The 15,785-nt window shown below is 43.4% G+C and carries 13 protein-coding genes; 5 read left to right on the forward strand and 8 right to left on the reverse strand.

Translation table 11 applies throughout. The features are described 5' to 3' along the window. Positions 1-163: 163 nt before the first annotated feature. The gene (locus AB4167_RS09815; RefSeq protein WP_372125097.1) at positions 164-1,927 is read left to right on the forward strand and encodes an ATP-dependent endonuclease; all 1,764 of its coding nucleotides are present in this window, start codon (positions 164-166) and stop codon (positions 1,925-1,927) included. A gap of 171 nt (positions 1,928-2,098) precedes the next feature. Here the strand turns inward: AB4167_RS09815 and AB4167_RS09820 are convergent, their stop codons facing one another. Both AB4167_RS09820 and AB4167_RS09825 read right to left on the reverse strand, forming a co-directional pair. Next, a complete protein-coding gene (locus AB4167_RS09820; RefSeq protein ID WP_017059817.1) occupies positions 2,099-2,593 on the reverse strand; it encodes a DUF1097 domain-containing protein in 495 nt (164 codons plus the stop codon). 205 nt (positions 2,594-2,798) lie between these two features. Beyond that, a complete protein-coding gene (locus tag AB4167_RS09825; protein ID WP_010429535.1) occupies positions 2,799-3,704 on the reverse strand; it encodes a LysR substrate-binding domain-containing protein in 906 nt (301 codons plus the stop codon). A 273-nt stretch (positions 3,705-3,977) separates the two neighbouring features. On the opposite strand from AB4167_RS09825, the gene focA reads away from it, so the two are divergent. Continuing rightward, positions 3,978-5,429 carry a formate transporter FocA gene (gene focA, locus AB4167_RS09830; RefSeq protein WP_050650436.1) on the forward strand — a complete coding sequence of 484 codons (1,452 nt, stop codon included), beginning with the start codon at positions 3,978-3,980 and terminating at the stop codon, positions 5,427-5,429. A 274-nt stretch (positions 5,430-5,703) separates the two neighbouring features. Here the strand turns inward: focA and AB4167_RS09835 are convergent, their stop codons facing one another. The 3 genes from AB4167_RS09835 to AB4167_RS09845 form a co-directional block, all read right to left on the reverse strand. Further along, complete coding sequence (locus AB4167_RS09835; RefSeq protein ID WP_081230019.1) at positions 5,704-6,273, reverse strand: YceI family protein; 570 nt, start codon at positions 6,271-6,273, stop codon at positions 5,704-5,706. Next, positions 6,270-6,809 carry a cytochrome b gene (locus AB4167_RS09840; protein WP_372136467.1) on the reverse strand — a complete coding sequence of 180 codons (540 nt, stop codon included), beginning with the start codon at positions 6,807-6,809 and terminating at the stop codon, positions 6,270-6,272. Before AB4167_RS09840 ends, AB4167_RS09835 begins: the two co-directional genes overlap by 4 nt. A 153-nt stretch (positions 6,810-6,962) precedes the next feature. After that, positions 6,963-7,208 (reverse strand): DUF2164 domain-containing protein, encoded by a 246-nt coding sequence (locus AB4167_RS09845; protein WP_017059821.1) that lies wholly within the window; start codon positions 7,206-7,208, stop codon positions 6,963-6,965. 252 nt (positions 7,209-7,460) lie between these two features. Between AB4167_RS09845 and AB4167_RS09850 the strand changes: the two genes are divergently transcribed. Together AB4167_RS09850 and AB4167_RS09855 are read left to right on the forward strand one after the other, a co-directional pair. Continuing rightward, positions 7,461-8,096 carry a hypothetical protein gene (locus AB4167_RS09850; RefSeq protein WP_017067365.1) on the forward strand — a complete coding sequence of 212 codons (636 nt, stop codon included), beginning with the start codon at positions 7,461-7,463 and terminating at the stop codon, positions 8,094-8,096. A 576-nt stretch (positions 8,097-8,672) separates the two neighbouring features. Next, complete coding sequence (locus AB4167_RS09855) at positions 8,673-9,410, forward strand: EAL domain-containing protein (RefSeq protein ID WP_136981862.1); 738 nt, start codon at positions 8,673-8,675, stop codon at positions 9,408-9,410. Positions 9,411-9,589: 179 nt separating this feature from the next. Here AB4167_RS09855 and AB4167_RS09860 read toward each other — a convergent pair whose 3' ends face one another. Genes AB4167_RS09860 through AB4167_RS09870 form a run of 3 tightly spaced genes read right to left on the reverse strand, consistent with a single transcriptional unit; the run spans position 9,590 to position 14,789 of the window. After that, entirely contained in the window at positions 9,590-12,649 is a 3,060-nt protein-coding gene (locus AB4167_RS09860; RefSeq protein WP_372136468.1) for an efflux RND transporter permease subunit, read from the reverse strand. Next, the gene (locus AB4167_RS09865; protein WP_372136469.1) at positions 12,646-13,701 is read right to left on the reverse strand and encodes an efflux RND transporter periplasmic adaptor subunit; all 1,056 of its coding nucleotides are present in this window, start codon (positions 13,699-13,701) and stop codon (positions 12,646-12,648) included. The genes AB4167_RS09860 and AB4167_RS09865 overlap by 4 nt, the downstream gene beginning before the upstream one ends. Continuing rightward, positions 13,701-14,789 carry an efflux RND transporter periplasmic adaptor subunit gene (locus AB4167_RS09870; protein WP_017064636.1) on the reverse strand — a complete coding sequence of 363 codons (1,089 nt, stop codon included), beginning with the start codon at positions 14,787-14,789 and terminating at the stop codon, positions 13,701-13,703. The genes AB4167_RS09865 and AB4167_RS09870 overlap by 1 nt, the downstream gene beginning before the upstream one ends. Positions 14,790-14,939: 150 nt before the next feature. Here AB4167_RS09870 and AB4167_RS09875 point away from each other — a divergent pair, with 150 nt between their 5' ends. Then, positions 14,940-15,683, forward strand: coding sequence for a TetR/AcrR family transcriptional regulator (locus tag AB4167_RS09875; RefSeq protein WP_017064637.1), 744 nt, complete (start codon positions 14,940-14,942; stop codon positions 15,681-15,683). Positions 15,684-15,785 lie beyond the last annotated feature (102 nt).

Raw genomic sequence — 15,785 nt, forward strand, 5'->3', positions numbered from 1 at the left:
CAAAAAAATACTCGAGATAGATCAAAAATCTCATTTTGCACCGTATTAATAAACAACGGGTTTTGTGACAGGTGAGCATACCGGATTTGGATTTTTCGATTATGATTAAAGATATCTGTTAGCTTTCAAATAATTAGCAGAGCCTTCCGTTAGGAGTAAGCCTATGCAACTAGAAAGAATCGAGATTTCTGGCTTTCGAGGTATCAAGCGCATGTCACTCGCGTTTGACGAGCTAACCACGCTTATTGGTGAAAATACTTGGGGTAAGTCTTCATTATTGGATGCCCTTTCCGTCATTCTGCCCTCAGACGGTGTGCCATATCACTTTGAAATGACCGATTTTCATGTCGATTACTCTGTTTCACACCCGCAGTCTCAACATCTTCAAATTGTTCTCGCTTTGAAAGCTAACGATAAGAGCGAACTTAACGCAGGTCGTTATCGCAAACTCAAACCTATTTGGGTTCAAGATGAATTTGGCGTATTTCGCATCTACTATCGCATCAGCGCGACGTTAGAACAGTATGAGACAACAACACACTATGCATTTCTTGGTTTGGACGGTAATCCGCTCAAGCTTCATCATTCTGAAAAGCTTGCTCAAGAATTGATGACCTTACATCCCGTCATCCGTTTGCGTGATGCAAGGCACTTTGATCGTCCTTTTAACGGCAAGTCCCTTAACCACAATGCTCACCTGCCGACTAATGTTCACGCTAATAACGGTCACGCTAATAATACAAATTCAAACGGGAATCATCACGCTAGCAATGGAAATGGCACAAACGGAAACGGCGCCAATAACGGTAATGGTCGCCAAGCAAGAATAGAAAAACGAATCGACAACACATGCCGTCGTTTAATGGCGATTCCCGGTCACGTTAATAAAGGGGAAATGCGCAGTAGCCTAGAGTCGATGCAAAGTTTGATTGAGCACTATTTTTCTTTCAAAAGTACTTCTCGTCGTAACCCTAGAAAACAACGAGACGGATTGCTTTATTCCGCGGGCGCCAATGATCAGAGTATTCATCAACTCGTCGAAGAGACCAAAAATAAACAAACCCGCTTATTATTCATGGGATTACTTAACGCTTATCTACAAGCTAAAGGGCCAAACGACTTAAGACGATGTGCGCGCCCTCTTTTGATCCTTGAAGATCCAGAAGGTCGATTGCACCCAACACACTTGGCAAGGGCTTGGAGCTTAATGCAGAAATTGCCCATGCAGAAAATCCTCACCACCAACAGTGGCGACCTACTTGCAGCGGTTCCACTTCAATCGATTCGTCGCTTGGTTCGTCAGTCTGACAAAACCATCGCCAATCAACTCAACATGAACCACTTCAGTAAAGACGAACTTCGACGAATTGGTTTTCATATCCGTTTCCACCGCTCAGGGGCACTGTTTGCTCGCTGTTGGCTATTAGTAGAAGGTGAAACCGAGGTTTGGTTGTTCAATGAGCTTGCCAACCAATGTGGCTATAACCTAGCAGCCGAAGGTGTGCAGATTATTGAGTTCGCTCAGTCAGGACTTAAGGCACTGATTAAGGTCGCGCAAGAGTTTGGCATTGATTGGCATGTGGTAACTGACGGCGATGCGGCGGGTAAAAAATACGCAGCAACGGTGCTATCGAAGCTTGGTAATGATCAGGAAAGACATCGACTCACGGAACTGCCAGATAAAGATATCGAGCATTACCTATATATGAATGGGTTTGAGAGCTTTTTCCGTGACATGGTTAAGATTCCCTACGATCACCCTATCCCTCCAAAGAAAGTGGTTGCCAAGGTATTGAAGAAACATGCAAAACCCGACCTTGCACTCGCCATTGTTTCTCATTGCGAGAATCAAGGACAAGAATGCATTCCACTTTTGTTAAGGTGGACATTAAAACGCGTGATCACCATGGCGAATGGAAATACCTAAGCATAATTTGTCTTATAGATGCTATCAGTTGCTCTACTGATGAAATATTTAGCTAGTCGCCTCAACCAAAAAAGGCACACCAAACGGTGTGCCTGTATAAATCGATATACAAATTAATTGGGGGTTATCTTGCAAGAGTTCACAGTGACTAACTAAGGTTAGGTTAACGAATTAAGCCTTTGCCTGTTTAGCGTGTTGTTCAACAACTTCCGAAGATTGAGTCGATTTCTCGTGAAGCCATAGCCCCGTTGCTTTCATCAAGTACCCAAATACACCACCAAGCAGTAAAGATGGTACTACAAGTTGCCAATCGCCACCTGCAGCAAACGTCGCACAGCAACCAATGAAGGTTCCTGGGATATAACCTAGCCACGCTTGTTTCGCTTGAATACACATAAAGAAAGCCACAATAGCAGTAATCATGTAGCCTAAAATCTCTAACCCTGCGAAGGTTGAGCTTTCGATAATTACCATTGCCCAGAATACGCCAGTCATGTTGGTCAATAGGCTACCTGCAAGTCCTTTAACGCCGCCTGTTGGCGAAGCAAAGTAACTGGTGCAACCTAAGAAACCTGCCCATGACAATAAGCCGAAAGAGATAGCAATCCATCCCCATAGACCTGACAAAATACCTGTTGTTAATGAAATCGCGACTAATGTACTCATACTATTTCTAAAGCCTAATTACGTAATTGAACGCAACCGGATTTAGCCTCACTTAAAATCAAGTAAGCATACTATGGGAAGATAGCCCTTATTTAGCCGATCACGATCACATTAATAATGTACGTAGTTGTTCATTTATCACTAGATAGAGACCGGAATCGCTTATTCAACACATTTAGTTATTAGCATTGGTGTTGAATAGCGGCTAAAGAACCGACCGTTTGCCTTTCATCATGCGCTTACCTTCACGCTTGATACATTCAGCAAGTGGGTTCTCTGCCATGTCAGCACGCCAAATAAAGGACAAGGTTCTTTCCATTTCAAGCTCAGGGACATTTAATGTGACCAGTTGACCAGACTCAACAAACTGTTCGACATCGAGATAAGGTAAACACGTTAAATATGGGCCGTTTGCAACCAAACTTCTTAAAACAGGAACGTGTTCATACTCTCGCCAAACATCAAGATCACCAATTAAATGGTGAATAGAGCTATCAAAAACTTTGCGAGTACCCGAACCATGTTCACGTAATACCCATTTTGCTTGTTCTAATTGCGCCAAGCTTACTCGTTCACGCTTCGCAAACGGGTGATGAGCCGATGCAACCACCGTTAAATGGTCCGTACACCACACTTCTTGGTGAACTCGGTTGTCATCACAACGACCTTCGATAACACCCAAGTCATATTGATAATCTAATACGCCATCAATAACCGCATCGGTACTTTGTACGCCGAGCGAGATTCGCATCTCAGGAAAGTCGTTATCAATAATACTGATGAGGTCAGGAACTAGGTGTTCCGCTGGTGTTTGGCTTGCACCGAGTTTGAGCTCTCCACTTAGTAAATGCTGCTCGTAAAAACCCATCTCAATTTGCTGCGCATCTTGCAGTAAACGCTTCGCTTTTGGTCTTAACCACATGCCCCAATGAGTCAGGGCCATTTGCTTGCCCTGCCTTTCAAACAAAGGCCTGCCGAGCATTTTTTCCAACTGTGCAAGAGACATACTTGTTGCTGACTGAGTCAACGCCAATTTGTCTGCTGCCTGACTAACGCTCCCGGAGTCTGCTACTGCATCAAATACCGCGAGTTGCTTTAATGAATAACGCAAAATTCATCCTTAATGCTTTTAATTATTTGTGTCCTGATGCTCGTTTTTTATAAAGCCAATGAGCAATCAATTTCATTCTACGCGTAACCAAATCTATATCAATAAATTTGATGTGGTTTCTAAAAATTATCAATTTTACCTCTACCCCTCAACGCCCTAATCTGGAATGGCAGGACACAACGAGCCCTGCAAAACATTACTGATTAACCATTACGGATTAACCAGGTCATTAACACTAGGAATTACACATGACGGATTGTTCAAGGGGGGGATATGGCAACCAGCACTTCTGAAAATCATCAACTGTTCTCACCAACAGAAATGATGGCGGAAGCAGAGAAGTTTGCATTAAGTAAAGCAAATAAAACCAGCAGCATGACATTGAGTTTGGCAATCATGGCTGGCGCATTCATCGGGCTTGCTTTTTTGTTCTACATCACGGTAACCACGGGCAGCGCTGATGCTGGATGGGGACTGAGTCGCTTAGCCGGCGGTCTTGCCTTCAGTATGGGTTTGATCTTGATTGTGATTTGCGGTGGTGAGCTATTTACCAGCTCAGTGTTATCAAGCATCTCATGGGCTAACAAGCAAATCACCTTCACGAAGATGCTGTCTATCTGGGGCAAGGTGTATGTCGGCAACTTTATCGGTGCCATGTTCCTATTGGCTTTGGTAAGCGCAGCAGGCTTGTATCAACTGGATGGCGGGCAATGGGGCTTAAACGCTTTAAACATTGCTCAACACAAGCTACACCACACCCCAGTTCAAGCGTTTGCTTTGGGTGTGCTTTGTAACTTGTTGGTGTGTTTAGCGATTTGGTTAACGTTCAGCTCTGCTAACGCAATGACCAAAGCAATGATGACCGTGTTACCCGTTGCAATGTTCGTAAGCTCAGGCTTTGAACACTGTGTGGCGAATATGTTCATGGTTCCGCTAGGCATCACGATTCAAGCATTCGCACCAGAAAGCTTCTGGATGCAAATCGGCGCAACACCAGCCCAGTATGCAGACCTAAACGTCATGCAATTTGTCACCGCAAACTTAATACCAGTGACAATCGGCAACATCGTAGGTGGTTCAGTATTGGTCGGCTTAGCGAACTGGAGCATCTACCGTCGCCCACAACTTAAAGCAGCAAAAATTACCGCTATTACACAAACAACAGAAATTACGTCAGTTAAGGAAATTACTATGAACACAGCAACTACTATCAAGCAAATCATGAACACTCAACCAATTACACTGAGCGTAGAAATGCCAACATCAGTCGCGATTGATACACTTTTAGACGCGCAACTTGTTAGCGCTCCTGTTTGCGATGTTGAAGGTCGTCTAGTGGGTATCTTCTCTGTTCATGACGTAATGGTTGACCTTTGGTGCCAAGATTACATCCCAACTAAAGGCCAAAAAGTTGTAGACCTAATGAGCCGTGACGTTGTGGCAATCGACGCAAACGACAAGCTAGTGGACGTTGCTGAGTTCCTATGCATCGACAAAGAGCAACTGTACCCGACGACAAGCATGGGCTTCGCAACTCGCCTGACATCTCTTTCTCTAGAAGAGCGTGCAAAAGCGATGAAAGTAAGCCAACCACATATGCTTCCAGTGTTAGAAAACGGCGTAATGGTGGGTGTGTTGACTCGCATTGAAGTGATGCAAGCACTACGTCCAATCTACGGTGACCGACTAAACGTGGTTCCACAAGCTGAACTAGAAACGGCTTAACTAATCTTAAGTTGAACTATTAGGGATTAGTAGTTCAATTAGATAACTCAGTCATGGCAACGTTGACTGGCTAGAGGTAAACGGTGGCTTTTAACGTACTAAACGGTTTGACACAAAACAGACCTAAACGCGTTGCCATTTATCTCAATAAAAAAGGCGCAAAGTGAAAACTTTGCGCCTTTCTCTATTTCTAAATACTGACCTATTTAGTATCGACCAAACTTTTGATGTCTCTAAAAAATGTTGATACCTGTCAGAGAGCTAGAAAGCTAGATTACTTCTTTACACCTTCAACGTGTAGATCCATATCTACATAGCTTGAAGCGCCCATTACTGGAATGTTGAAGTCAGCAAGTTCTAGACGAGTTGTACCAACGAAACCTGCACGCTCACCGCCCCATGGGTCTTGACCAGCACCGATGAATTCAGCTTCGATAACGATAGGCTTAGTTACACCGTGAAGTTTAAGGTCACCCATAACTTCAAGTTTGCCGTCACCTTTATCAACCACTTTTGTGCTGTTGAATGTCGCATCAGAGAACTTAGCAGCATCGATGAAATCACCGCTACGGATATGCTTATCACGTTCTGCGTGGTTTGAATCAAGGCTTGTAGTATCAACCGTTACGTTTACTGTAGACGCTTCAACGTTGCTTTCATCAAATGAGAAGTCACCTGAGAATGTGTTAAAACGACCTTGGATAAAGCTGTAACCTAGGTGGCTAACTTTAAAGTTAACTGAAGCATGCGCACCTTTTGTATCAATCACGTAATCAGCGGCGTTCGCAGCGAAAGGCATTGCCATTGCAAATGCTAATCCTGTAGCGATAATTGACTTTTTCATTTTGAAGCTCCTATCATTTTTCGTAGCGTATCGTCTTTGTCGATAACGTGGTGTTTTATCGCCGCTAAGGCGTGTACTGATGCCATGATGATCAGTCCCCATGCAGCATAGTAGTGAATCGTTCCTGCGAGATCAGATTGGTTTGCAAACAGTTCACCCATACTTGGTACAGTGAACCAATTGAATACCTCTATCCCGCGGCCATCTGATGTTGAAATCAAATAACCTGAAATAAATAAAACCGCTAAGTTAATGTACATAAAGCCGTGAGCGATCTTCGCTGCTGCAACTTCATAGCTTTTACCTTCTACTTTAGGTGACGCGGTAACTAGTTTCCAAACCAAGCGGATAACAGTAACAGTAGCCAAAAGAATGCCTACCGAGCGGTGATAGTCTGGCGCTGTTTTGTACCACTCGCTGTAATATGAAAGATCAACCATCCACAGGCCTACACCAAATAAGCCAAATACTGCGAGAGCTGAAATCCAATGCATCGCTCTAGCTAAAGGGTTGTAATTTCTAACGTTGTTGTCCATGCATCTCTTCCGAATGTTAACGAATCGTGTAGTTTTGAAAAGCGTACCCTACACTAAGTTTGTGTAACATATTATTTACCAAGCTTTACAATAGTTACATCATTTCAAATTAAACGAGTTATTCAAATTATTTGAACAAGTTTGGGCTAAACGTTAGATTTCAACGATTTGTTCGATCTCGTAAAGCTCATCTGAGATATCTAACATTTTACGTTCCATGACTTTTTGAGCGTCTTCTATCCCTTTGTTGTAGTAAACCGCCCCAAACTTTTTACTTATGAAATCGACCAAGAATTCTGTGTCGAACTGACCAAGCTCCACATCGAGTTCATCCTGCAGGTACTTTTGGAGCGTATGAGTAAGCTCAGACTTTTGTTTCGAATCTAATTGAATGGTCATGAATGTTTCCAAATAAAGAGTAAGTAGATCAATTGTGATTTGCTGACTAGACTATAGTCGAGGTAACTAGCTAGAATTCCTCATAATTTAGAATACAGACCTGTAGAGCGCCAGTGCTATCCATAAAATCACTCAGCAATGGTTAATTTTGATAGAGAGATCAAGAACTCGCACTTTGACGATAGGTAACGGAACCGCAATTACCGTACTATTGCCCATCAATAAGATAGTAGCTGTGTATAAGGGACTTCATTGTTATTAGATCTAGTGATTAAAAGCGTTAATCAATTTCAAGACGATTGCCTAAAGCTCTGTGAACGCCACTACCCTACTGTACACAATCAAGGGATCAGTGAGCACCATATAGGTAAGGCATTTGCCCGCCGAATGGAGCACACCTTCGTTAGCTTTAATCATGCAAGCAACATCAGCCCACTTGAAATGCTTTCCTCTAGAGAAACGCCTCGACACTTCCGAATATCTTCCGAAATCGGTACCGTTTGGATGATCAGTCATCATATGGTGAGCGCCGGGAAAACATGTCGTAGAAAGTTGATGTTGGACATCCATAATTGGCAACAAGAGTATGGATTTTCCATTCAACCCAATGACGTTTTGATCATTGTCTCCGACCATTGGATTAGCCGAAGTAAAAACAGTGGCGAATTATTGCATTGGTGGATGGGTGAACTCCCAGATGAGATCACCGAATACAGCCAACAAGGCATCACCCTAAGAGAGAGTGATTCTCAATTTGCTACTGACTTAAATAATAATTTTAAAATCAGCCCTTGCTTCATTAAATTTGGACACCCTTTAAAGCGGTCAGGAAATCAACAACTGGTTCGTAAATATCTGCAACTTTACGCAGTACTTCAATGGCAGTAAGAATACGGGTCAACTTTTTTAATCAGTCTTGAAAGTAAATAGTTAGACCTCCATCCCAACATTTTATAAAACCTAACTCAAGCCCTACCCAATAATCAATCAAAGTTTATCTTCGATAAAATAATAACTTATCAGCTCATCGTTCATATTTTGAGAAGTAGATATCATTTATATGCAAACAGAGTTGTTTGTTAATAATGTAACTTTGACATTCCCCCATAACCTGAGGCTTTATCCTTACTTTCACCTGGTGTATTGGCGTTGAAAGCTTATATTGATTGGTGTTGATATGAGATAGATTACTCAGAGATTAAATTCACAATAGTCATTATTAATGGTGAATGATAAGTAATTTTAATGACTAATATCAATTATCATGCTGTTTTTTCGTTAATTATATTTATTTAAATATTGACTCTACAAAAGAGTTTTTATTAATTGACAATTTACTTACACCTGTCAATATTGTGACAGCCGCGACATGTACGTCCGCCATTGAATAAGCCCTCTTTACTAGCGACTATGATTTTATCAGACAGAAGTGAATTTATTAGCTGTATATCCGTAGATGCTGATATGCAGTTTATTGCGAAATACCAAGACCTGACGCTTAGAAGCGTCTATCAACCTATATTCGACTCTTCTATGACTCAAATAGGTGTTGAGGCTTTGGTGCGCATTTCAAATAACAAAGGTGATATTGTTCGTCCTGATCACTTCTTCCATTCCGACGAAACCTCAAGCACAGACAAAATCAATGTAGAGAGGTTGAGTCGAGCGATTCATATCCGTAACTTCGCACAATCGACAATCCGTCATTTACATCTATTTTTGAACGTTCTTCCAAACGTTGGTGAGTTGTTTGCTGCAGAAAAGGTCAGCGATAGCTTGTTAGCTAAGCGCCTGCATGAGCTTAACTTATCGTGCGAACAAATTGTGATGGAGTTGGTCGAGCTTAATGTAGAGAGTGAAGAACGTTTGAAAGACGCAGCCCATTCATTGGCGGAAAATGGTTTTCAAATCGCTGTTGATGATTTCGGAACACAAGCATCAACCGAACAACGCGTTCGTCACATTAACCCTCATATCATCAAGATAGACCGCTCGGTTATGTTGGACTTTGAACAAGGCGACACTCGAGAAATGGAGTTAGTGCTTGATCTTGCAAACCAAATTGGCGCAAAGACAGTGATTGAAGGCATAGAAACCCAACAACAACTCCAAGCGATGCAGAGCTTAGGCTTCAATATGTATCAAGGCTATCACTTAGCCATGCCAAAGCCGATTGAATTAGACATACGCCTAGCAATCTAGAATTGCCCTATCCTTCTCAAAGCCGCTTGACCATTGAGTAGCGGATTTTTTAATGCTTGCCTATTCGTACCCTCATACCGCTCTCACGTGTCAACACATTTCAGGACGGGACAACACGCATAAAAAACCCAGTCAAATTTGACTGGGCTGGCTTAAAAGAATCTGTTTTATATCATTCCCTAATAACCCGCAGTGGACGGTTTGATTCTATATAAAATAGCGAACATCACCGGTACTACTATTAGCGTTAGTACGGTAGCAAAGCCTAAGCCTGCCATGATGGTAATCGCCATCGAGCCGAAAAATGCATCGAATACCAAAGGAATCATACCCAAGATAGTCGTTAATGCTGCCATAGATACCGGTCGTACACGACTAATCGCACTGTCGACAACCGCTAAATATGGGTCTTTACCTGTTGATAGCTCACTGTTGATCTGGTCAAGCAGTACAATGCCGTTCTTCAAAATCATGCCGCTTAGACTCAATAAGCCAAGGAACGCTGTGAAGCTGAATGGCATATTGGTACCTAACAGACCAATTGAAACACCAATGATAGAGAGTGGAACCGTAAACCAAATCACAACCGGCTTACGAACCGAGTTAAACAGAAGCATCGTGATGATAAACATCAGCAAGTAACCCATTGGCAGTGAGCCAAACAGAGATTCTTGCGCATCTTTAGAGCTTTCGTACTCACCACCCCAGCTAATGCTGTAGCCTTCTGGTAAATCTAATGCTTCTACCTTTGGTTTCACACGAGCAAACAGACTCGCTGGCGTTTCATCACCAAGAACATCGTGGTCAGCCAATACTGTTAGCGTACGTTTTCTGTCGCGACGCTGAATCAGTGGCTCAGACCATTGAAGCTCTACGCCATCAATCACTTGCTCAACTGGGATGTAAGTTTGTAGTGATGGGCTCCAAATCTTCACATTGTTTAGCGATTCGAAATCAAAACGCTCTTCTTCCGGTAAACGCGCCACGATAGGTAACATATGAGTACCATCACGCAGTAGGCCGATGTTGTAACCGCCAAACGCCATCTGTAATGTCTCAGACAAGTCAGTTTTTGAAATGCCTAGGCGACGAGCCTTAGATTCGTTGAACAGTGGTACAAGTTCTTTAGTGCGTTCACGCCAGTCATGACGAACATTTCGAGAGCCTGGATCGGCAAGCAAGATGTCTTCGACTTCAACTGCAATGTTACGCAGTACTTGTGGAGCGGCACCGATAATACGCGCTTCAATTTTTGAAGCGGGTGACGGACCAAACTCAATCAACTTGAACTGGAACGTTGGTTGCTCAAATTCGTTCGCTAAGTCTTTGTCTAGCGCCGCTAGAGCCTTAAACATAGTGTCGCGGTCAGTCGTTCTAACTTGTAGCTGACTGTAGGCTTCGTAACTTTTCTCTGGTTGATATGTCAGCGCAAAACGTTGCATACCCTGCCCAACCGTTGTTGTCACAAACTCCACGTCATCTTGTTGACGAATGTAGCTCTCAACTTTTTCTGTCTGCTTGATCGTTTCACGAACATCGGTGCCTTCTGGCATCCACATGTCTACGTAAAACATTGGGGTATTTGACGGCGGGAAGAACTGCTGCTTCACCATACCAAAACCGACGACAGAAACTGCTAATAGAGCGACCATACTAACTACAGTAAGCCATCTAAATCGAAGTGCTACTTTCAGACACGCACCGAATACCACAAACAGAATGCCTTTGTATGGGTCTTCGTTCGCATCAACCTTGTCTTCTGCTTTCAGCATCATTTCTGCAAGGAACGGAGTCAGTGTGAGTGCCGTAACCCAGCTTAAGAACAATGAGAAACACAGTACCCAGAACAGTGAACCCATGAACTCGCCTGTTGCGTCTTTCGACAAACCAATCGGTGCAAACGCTGTGATAGCGATAATGGTCGCACCTAACAGTGGCCATTGTGTTTGCTTGACGATGTCTTTCGCTGCTTGAAGCTTGGTTTTGCCTTTCTTCAAGCCCACCAAAATACCTTCAACGACAACAATCGCATTATCCACCAGCATACCCAGCGCGATGATCAGTGCCCCCAGAGAGATGCGGTGCAGTTCAACATCGTTGTAATCCATCAGGATGAAGGTACCGAATACCGTCAATAGAAGAACCAAACCGATGATCAAACCACTGCGTAAGCCCATTGCGAACAACAATACAATGATAACGATGGCTACCGCTTCAACTAGGCTGATTAAGAAGTCAGCCACAGATTTGTCTACTTCTTGCGCTTGGTTGTAGAAGTAATTCAGTTCTACACCCGCTGGCTTAATGCTTTCTAGGCGATCCAGTTCCGCATCCAGTGCTTTACCAATCTCAACCACGTTTACACCAGAAGAGAACGCAATACCCAAGTTGATTGCTGGTTTACCGTTGTACGTTAATACATTGCCCGGTTTTTCTTGAATACCACGAGTCACTTCAGCAACGTCTTTTAGACGAATTAGATTGCCAGTGTCACGACCATGAATGATTAGGTTTTCTAGTTCTTCAACCGTGCTTAATGTGCCGTTTGGCTTAATCGTTAGGCTTTGACCATTCAGCATCACCTCGCCTGCCGATACCACACTGTTTTGTTGTGCTAGCAATGCTGTCACCGTCGACATATCTAGGTTCAATGCGGCTAAGCGTTCCAGTGACATCTCAACAAACAGTTGTTCTTGTTGGTCACCTGCAATGCTAACTTTACCGACACCGTCAACCAGTTCGATTTCACGCGTTAGGTAATCTGCGTACTGTTTGAGCTCAACGTAATCGTAACCATCACCGGTCAGCATGATCATCACACCAAACACATCACCAAAATCATCGATGATCTGAACGGAATTTACACCACTTGGCAGTGTTGGTTGTAGATCGTTGATCTTACGGCGCATTTCATCCCAGATCTGAGGCAGCTCGTCTGGACCGTAGTCCATCTTCATACTGACCATAATTTGGGACATACCGTTCGATGATGTCGAGGTAATCTTGTCGATGTACGGAAGCTGTCTTATCTCTTTTTCTAGTGGGTAAGTCAGCTCTTCTTCAACTTCCATTGACGTAGCGCCAGGGTAAGTTGAAATAATCATTGCATCTTTAATGGTAAAAGCTGGGTCTTCTAAACGGGATAGATTACCAAAAGACGTCACACCGCCAATGGCCAAAATGACTAGAAACAGCCAGCTGATTACTTTGTTCTTTATTGAATATTCTGCGATGTTCATTCTGCTTTTCCTGACAATTGGATTCCGTCACGGAGTTTTCTTAAATTCGAATTTACGAGTAGCTCACCTTGCTCAACACCATGAGCGATGAGTGCGCCTTGGCCACTGATCTTGTCGACTTCTACTTCGCTTTTGAATGCTTGTCCGTCTTCCATTTTCCACACATAGAACTGATTCGCTTCAGAGCCCGCTTCTAGCGTTGTCATTGGTAATTGGTAGCCTTGAACATCGCTCAGGCCCGCTTTCGCCATATCTACATTGACCGTAACGCTCGTGCCCGGCAGAATTTCACTTTCAGGCTGCTGCATCTGCATCCAAAATTCGTAGGTACGGGATTGTGGGTGCAGTTCACTGGTGTGTTCTAGATACGTCAGTGGATATTGGCCTGTGTGACCGCCAAAGGTCGCCTCAGGACGATAGCTATTTGAAAGTATGTCTGGGCTAATTGACGCCAAGATCGAATCTGATACTTGAATTCGCACATACACCTTGTCGTTCTGGTACACACTCAGTAGTGTTTCTCCAGGCGTCGTATTTTCGAATCGTTGCTTATCGACAGTTGAAACTGTTCCTGAGAACGGCGCTAAAAGTTCTGTGTAACTCAGCTTGCGTTTCGCCGCCGCCAAATTCGCCGATGCGAGCTTATAGTTAGCCGTCAGTTGGTCGTGTTCTGATTGCGATAACATTTCGCTGCCAAACATCTCCGTTCCACGGGCCAACTGTTTGCTTGCCAGTTTGAATTGAGATTGAGCATCAGTCAGATCTTGTACGTACGTTGCGTTATCTAAGGTGGCTAATAACTGCCCTTTTTCGACATTGTCGCCCGCTTCTACTAATACTTGTTGAATCTCGCCTGCTAGCTTAAATGCCAAGGGAGTCAATTCAGCTGGCATCACCTGTCCATTAAAACTTCTGAACTGATTAGTAAGCGGTGCGCCAACTTCAAAGGTAGAAACCAACAAAGGTGGTTGTTCACGGTGTACAGCTTCATTGTTACAGGCTTGAAGTAACAGAACCGACGCGACAAAAACTGATAATTTTGAAAGGTTCATTAAATACCGCCCTCACGAAGCCAAGCTTTTACTTGTTGTCCGTCTGATAACACATCCACACCCGCTTCAACGATAAGGTCACCAGACGACAATCCGTCGATAACCTTGCCTTGCTCATCAAGAAGGACTTGTACTTTAGAAATCAGTTGAGAGTCAGGGTTATAACGCCATAGTTCACCATGGCCTACGTCTTTGTTTAACCAAGCTGAATCCACAATACCAATGCCGTAGTCAGATTTACTTTTCTGAACTTCAACTTGCGCTGTCATACCAGAAAGTAGATTGATGCCTTCTGGCTTTTCGATAGACACAACCGCTTGGTAGCTGTTGGTATCTTCATCTGGTTGCGTTGAGATTTCTTTAAAGCGAGTCGGGATACGAATGCCGCGGTGGCTGTCCATCACAACCCACATGTTTGAGCTCGTTAGGTCTTGAATAGAACGGTCTTCAAGCTTTGATACTGGAATTGAAAACGTCACATCCATTTCACTGTGATTCAAAATATTCAGTACAGGCTGCTTTTCTGCGATCAATTGATATTGCTTTCCAAACACCATCGATACCACGCCATCGAATGGAGCAACTAAGGTAGTGTAGCCAAGGTTTGTTTTTGCTTGGTCCAACTCAACTTCAGCGGCAGTAAAGGTGTTTACGGCTTGGTCGTAGTAATCGGTACTGACCAGTTTTTTCGCATACAACTCAGAAGCTTGTTTGTATTGGCTGTTCGCCAGATCAAATTTAGCTTGGGCTGCGTCAACGGCAATACGGTAATCCGTCGCGTCTAATACGGCTAACACCTGACCTTTCTTCACTTCTTGTCCCATACGAACATCGAAGGTTTCTATATCTCCACCCACTTGGAAAGAAAGTGCCGCACGGTCGGTTGCATCAACCTTTGCAATGAAGCTATCGAGATCAATATCAGTCTGTTGTGGGATTTCGAACAGCTTGACTGGCTTGATTACCTGCACATTTTCCTCTGACTGAACTTTGTCACATCCAGTTAGAGAGCCTGCGAGCAATAGTGCTGCAATAACAGCTCCCATGCGCTTGCTCGATATGGCATTGATAGACAAATTGAACTGCATGATGCCTCTCCGTTTAATTATTATGATTTATTACACAGGTGGGCAGTATATTTAGTATTAAATAATTCTCAAGCTTTACTTTCCACTTGTGCAGTATTTTTTATTTCAGTAAAAACAGTGTAGAATGTTGTAATCAGGTAATTATGTGAAATGAAGATGACCGAAAAGAAGCAAGGTAGAAGAAGTGCAAAAGACGCCGAAGAGACGCGTTTTTTGATCATGAGCGTTGCCGCAGACATGTTCTGTGACTTTGGCTACGATCGTGTATCACTGCGAAACATCAGTGAAAAGGCAGGCGTCTCGCATAGCCTTATCCGCCACCACTTTGGTAGCAAAGAAAAGATTTGGCATGCAATAAGTGATTGTTTACACGATTATTTTCAGTCTTACATCAGTAAGATTATGGAAGAGCTGCCAAAAGATGTTGCGCCAAATATCGCTATCTACCTGTTTAGCATGCGTCTGTTCACCAACATGATTCACTCACGTAGGCCAATGCAGCTTATTTCAGACTCTGTTCGCCAAGAAGACAACCTAGTTGATTACTTCATCGACAATGTCGGCGATGTTGAAAAAGAGATTAACGGGCTTGCCGCTGAGTACAATGCAGCTAACCCAGACAAAATGATCAACATTTACGAAGTTAAATGGCAAATGATCATGTACGCAAACGGCGCTGTATGCCTCACTCCCTTTATGGAAAGCACTTGGAATGAAGGTGATATGGTCACCTCACCCGAAGACGCCCTACTTAAGCATTGGCAGCTTTTCAACACGCAGATGGTCAGCAAGTTCAATATTGATGAAGAGTGGGCTCTAAATCCAACCTCGATTGAAGAGCTGATTTATGAAGTGCCATGTGAATGGAAGTGTAACCAGGAACATAAAGCTTAATCGGGTTCATAACCATTATGAGCTTATAAGATACAAAAACGCGCCGTTACAGAAGTCACTGTAACGGCGCGTTTTTATATGTATAGATCTTTAAACTGGAGC

Source organism: Vibrio sp. 10N.286.49.E11 (assembly GCF_041469505.1).
Lineage (GTDB): Bacteria > Pseudomonadota > Gammaproteobacteria > Enterobacterales > Vibrionaceae > Vibrio > Vibrio crassostreae_C.

Bases quoted from the DNA above. Each gene is read 5' to 3' on its own strand.
- AB4167_RS09820 (WP_017059817.1), bottom strand. From the start codon at position 2,593: ATGAGTACATTAGTCGCGATTTCATTAACAACAGGTATTTTGTCAGGT.
- AB4167_RS09865 (WP_372136469.1), bottom strand. From the start codon at position 13,701: ATGAACCTTTCAAAATTATCAGTTTTTGTCGCGTCGGTTCTGTTACTT.
- focA (WP_050650436.1), top strand. From the start codon at position 3,978: ATGGCAACCAGCACTTCTGAAAATCATCAACTGTTCTCACCAACAGAA.
- AB4167_RS09870 (WP_017064636.1), bottom strand. From the start codon at position 14,789: ATGCAGTTCAATTTGTCTATCAATGCCATATCGAGCAAGCGCATGGGA.
- AB4167_RS09840 (WP_372136467.1), bottom strand. From the start codon at position 6,809: ATGGACAACAACGTTAGAAATTACAACCCTTTAGCTAGAGCGATGCAT.
- AB4167_RS09845 (WP_017059821.1), bottom strand. From the start codon at position 7,208: ATGACCATTCAATTAGATTCGAAACAAAAGTCTGAGCTTACTCATACG.
- AB4167_RS09815 (WP_372125097.1), top strand. From the start codon at position 164: ATGCAACTAGAAAGAATCGAGATTTCTGGCTTTCGAGGTATCAAGCGC.
- AB4167_RS09835 (WP_081230019.1), bottom strand. From the start codon at position 6,273: ATGAAAAAGTCAATTATCGCTACAGGATTAGCATTTGCAATGGCAATG.
- AB4167_RS09855 (WP_136981862.1), top strand. From the start codon at position 8,673: ATGCAGTTTATTGCGAAATACCAAGACCTGACGCTTAGAAGCGTCTAT.
- AB4167_RS09875 (WP_017064637.1), top strand. From the start codon at position 14,940: ATGAAGATGACCGAAAAGAAGCAAGGTAGAAGAAGTGCAAAAGACGCC.
- AB4167_RS09860 (WP_372136468.1), bottom strand. From the start codon at position 12,649: ATGAACATCGCAGAATATTCAATAAAGAACAAAGTAATCAGCTGGCTG.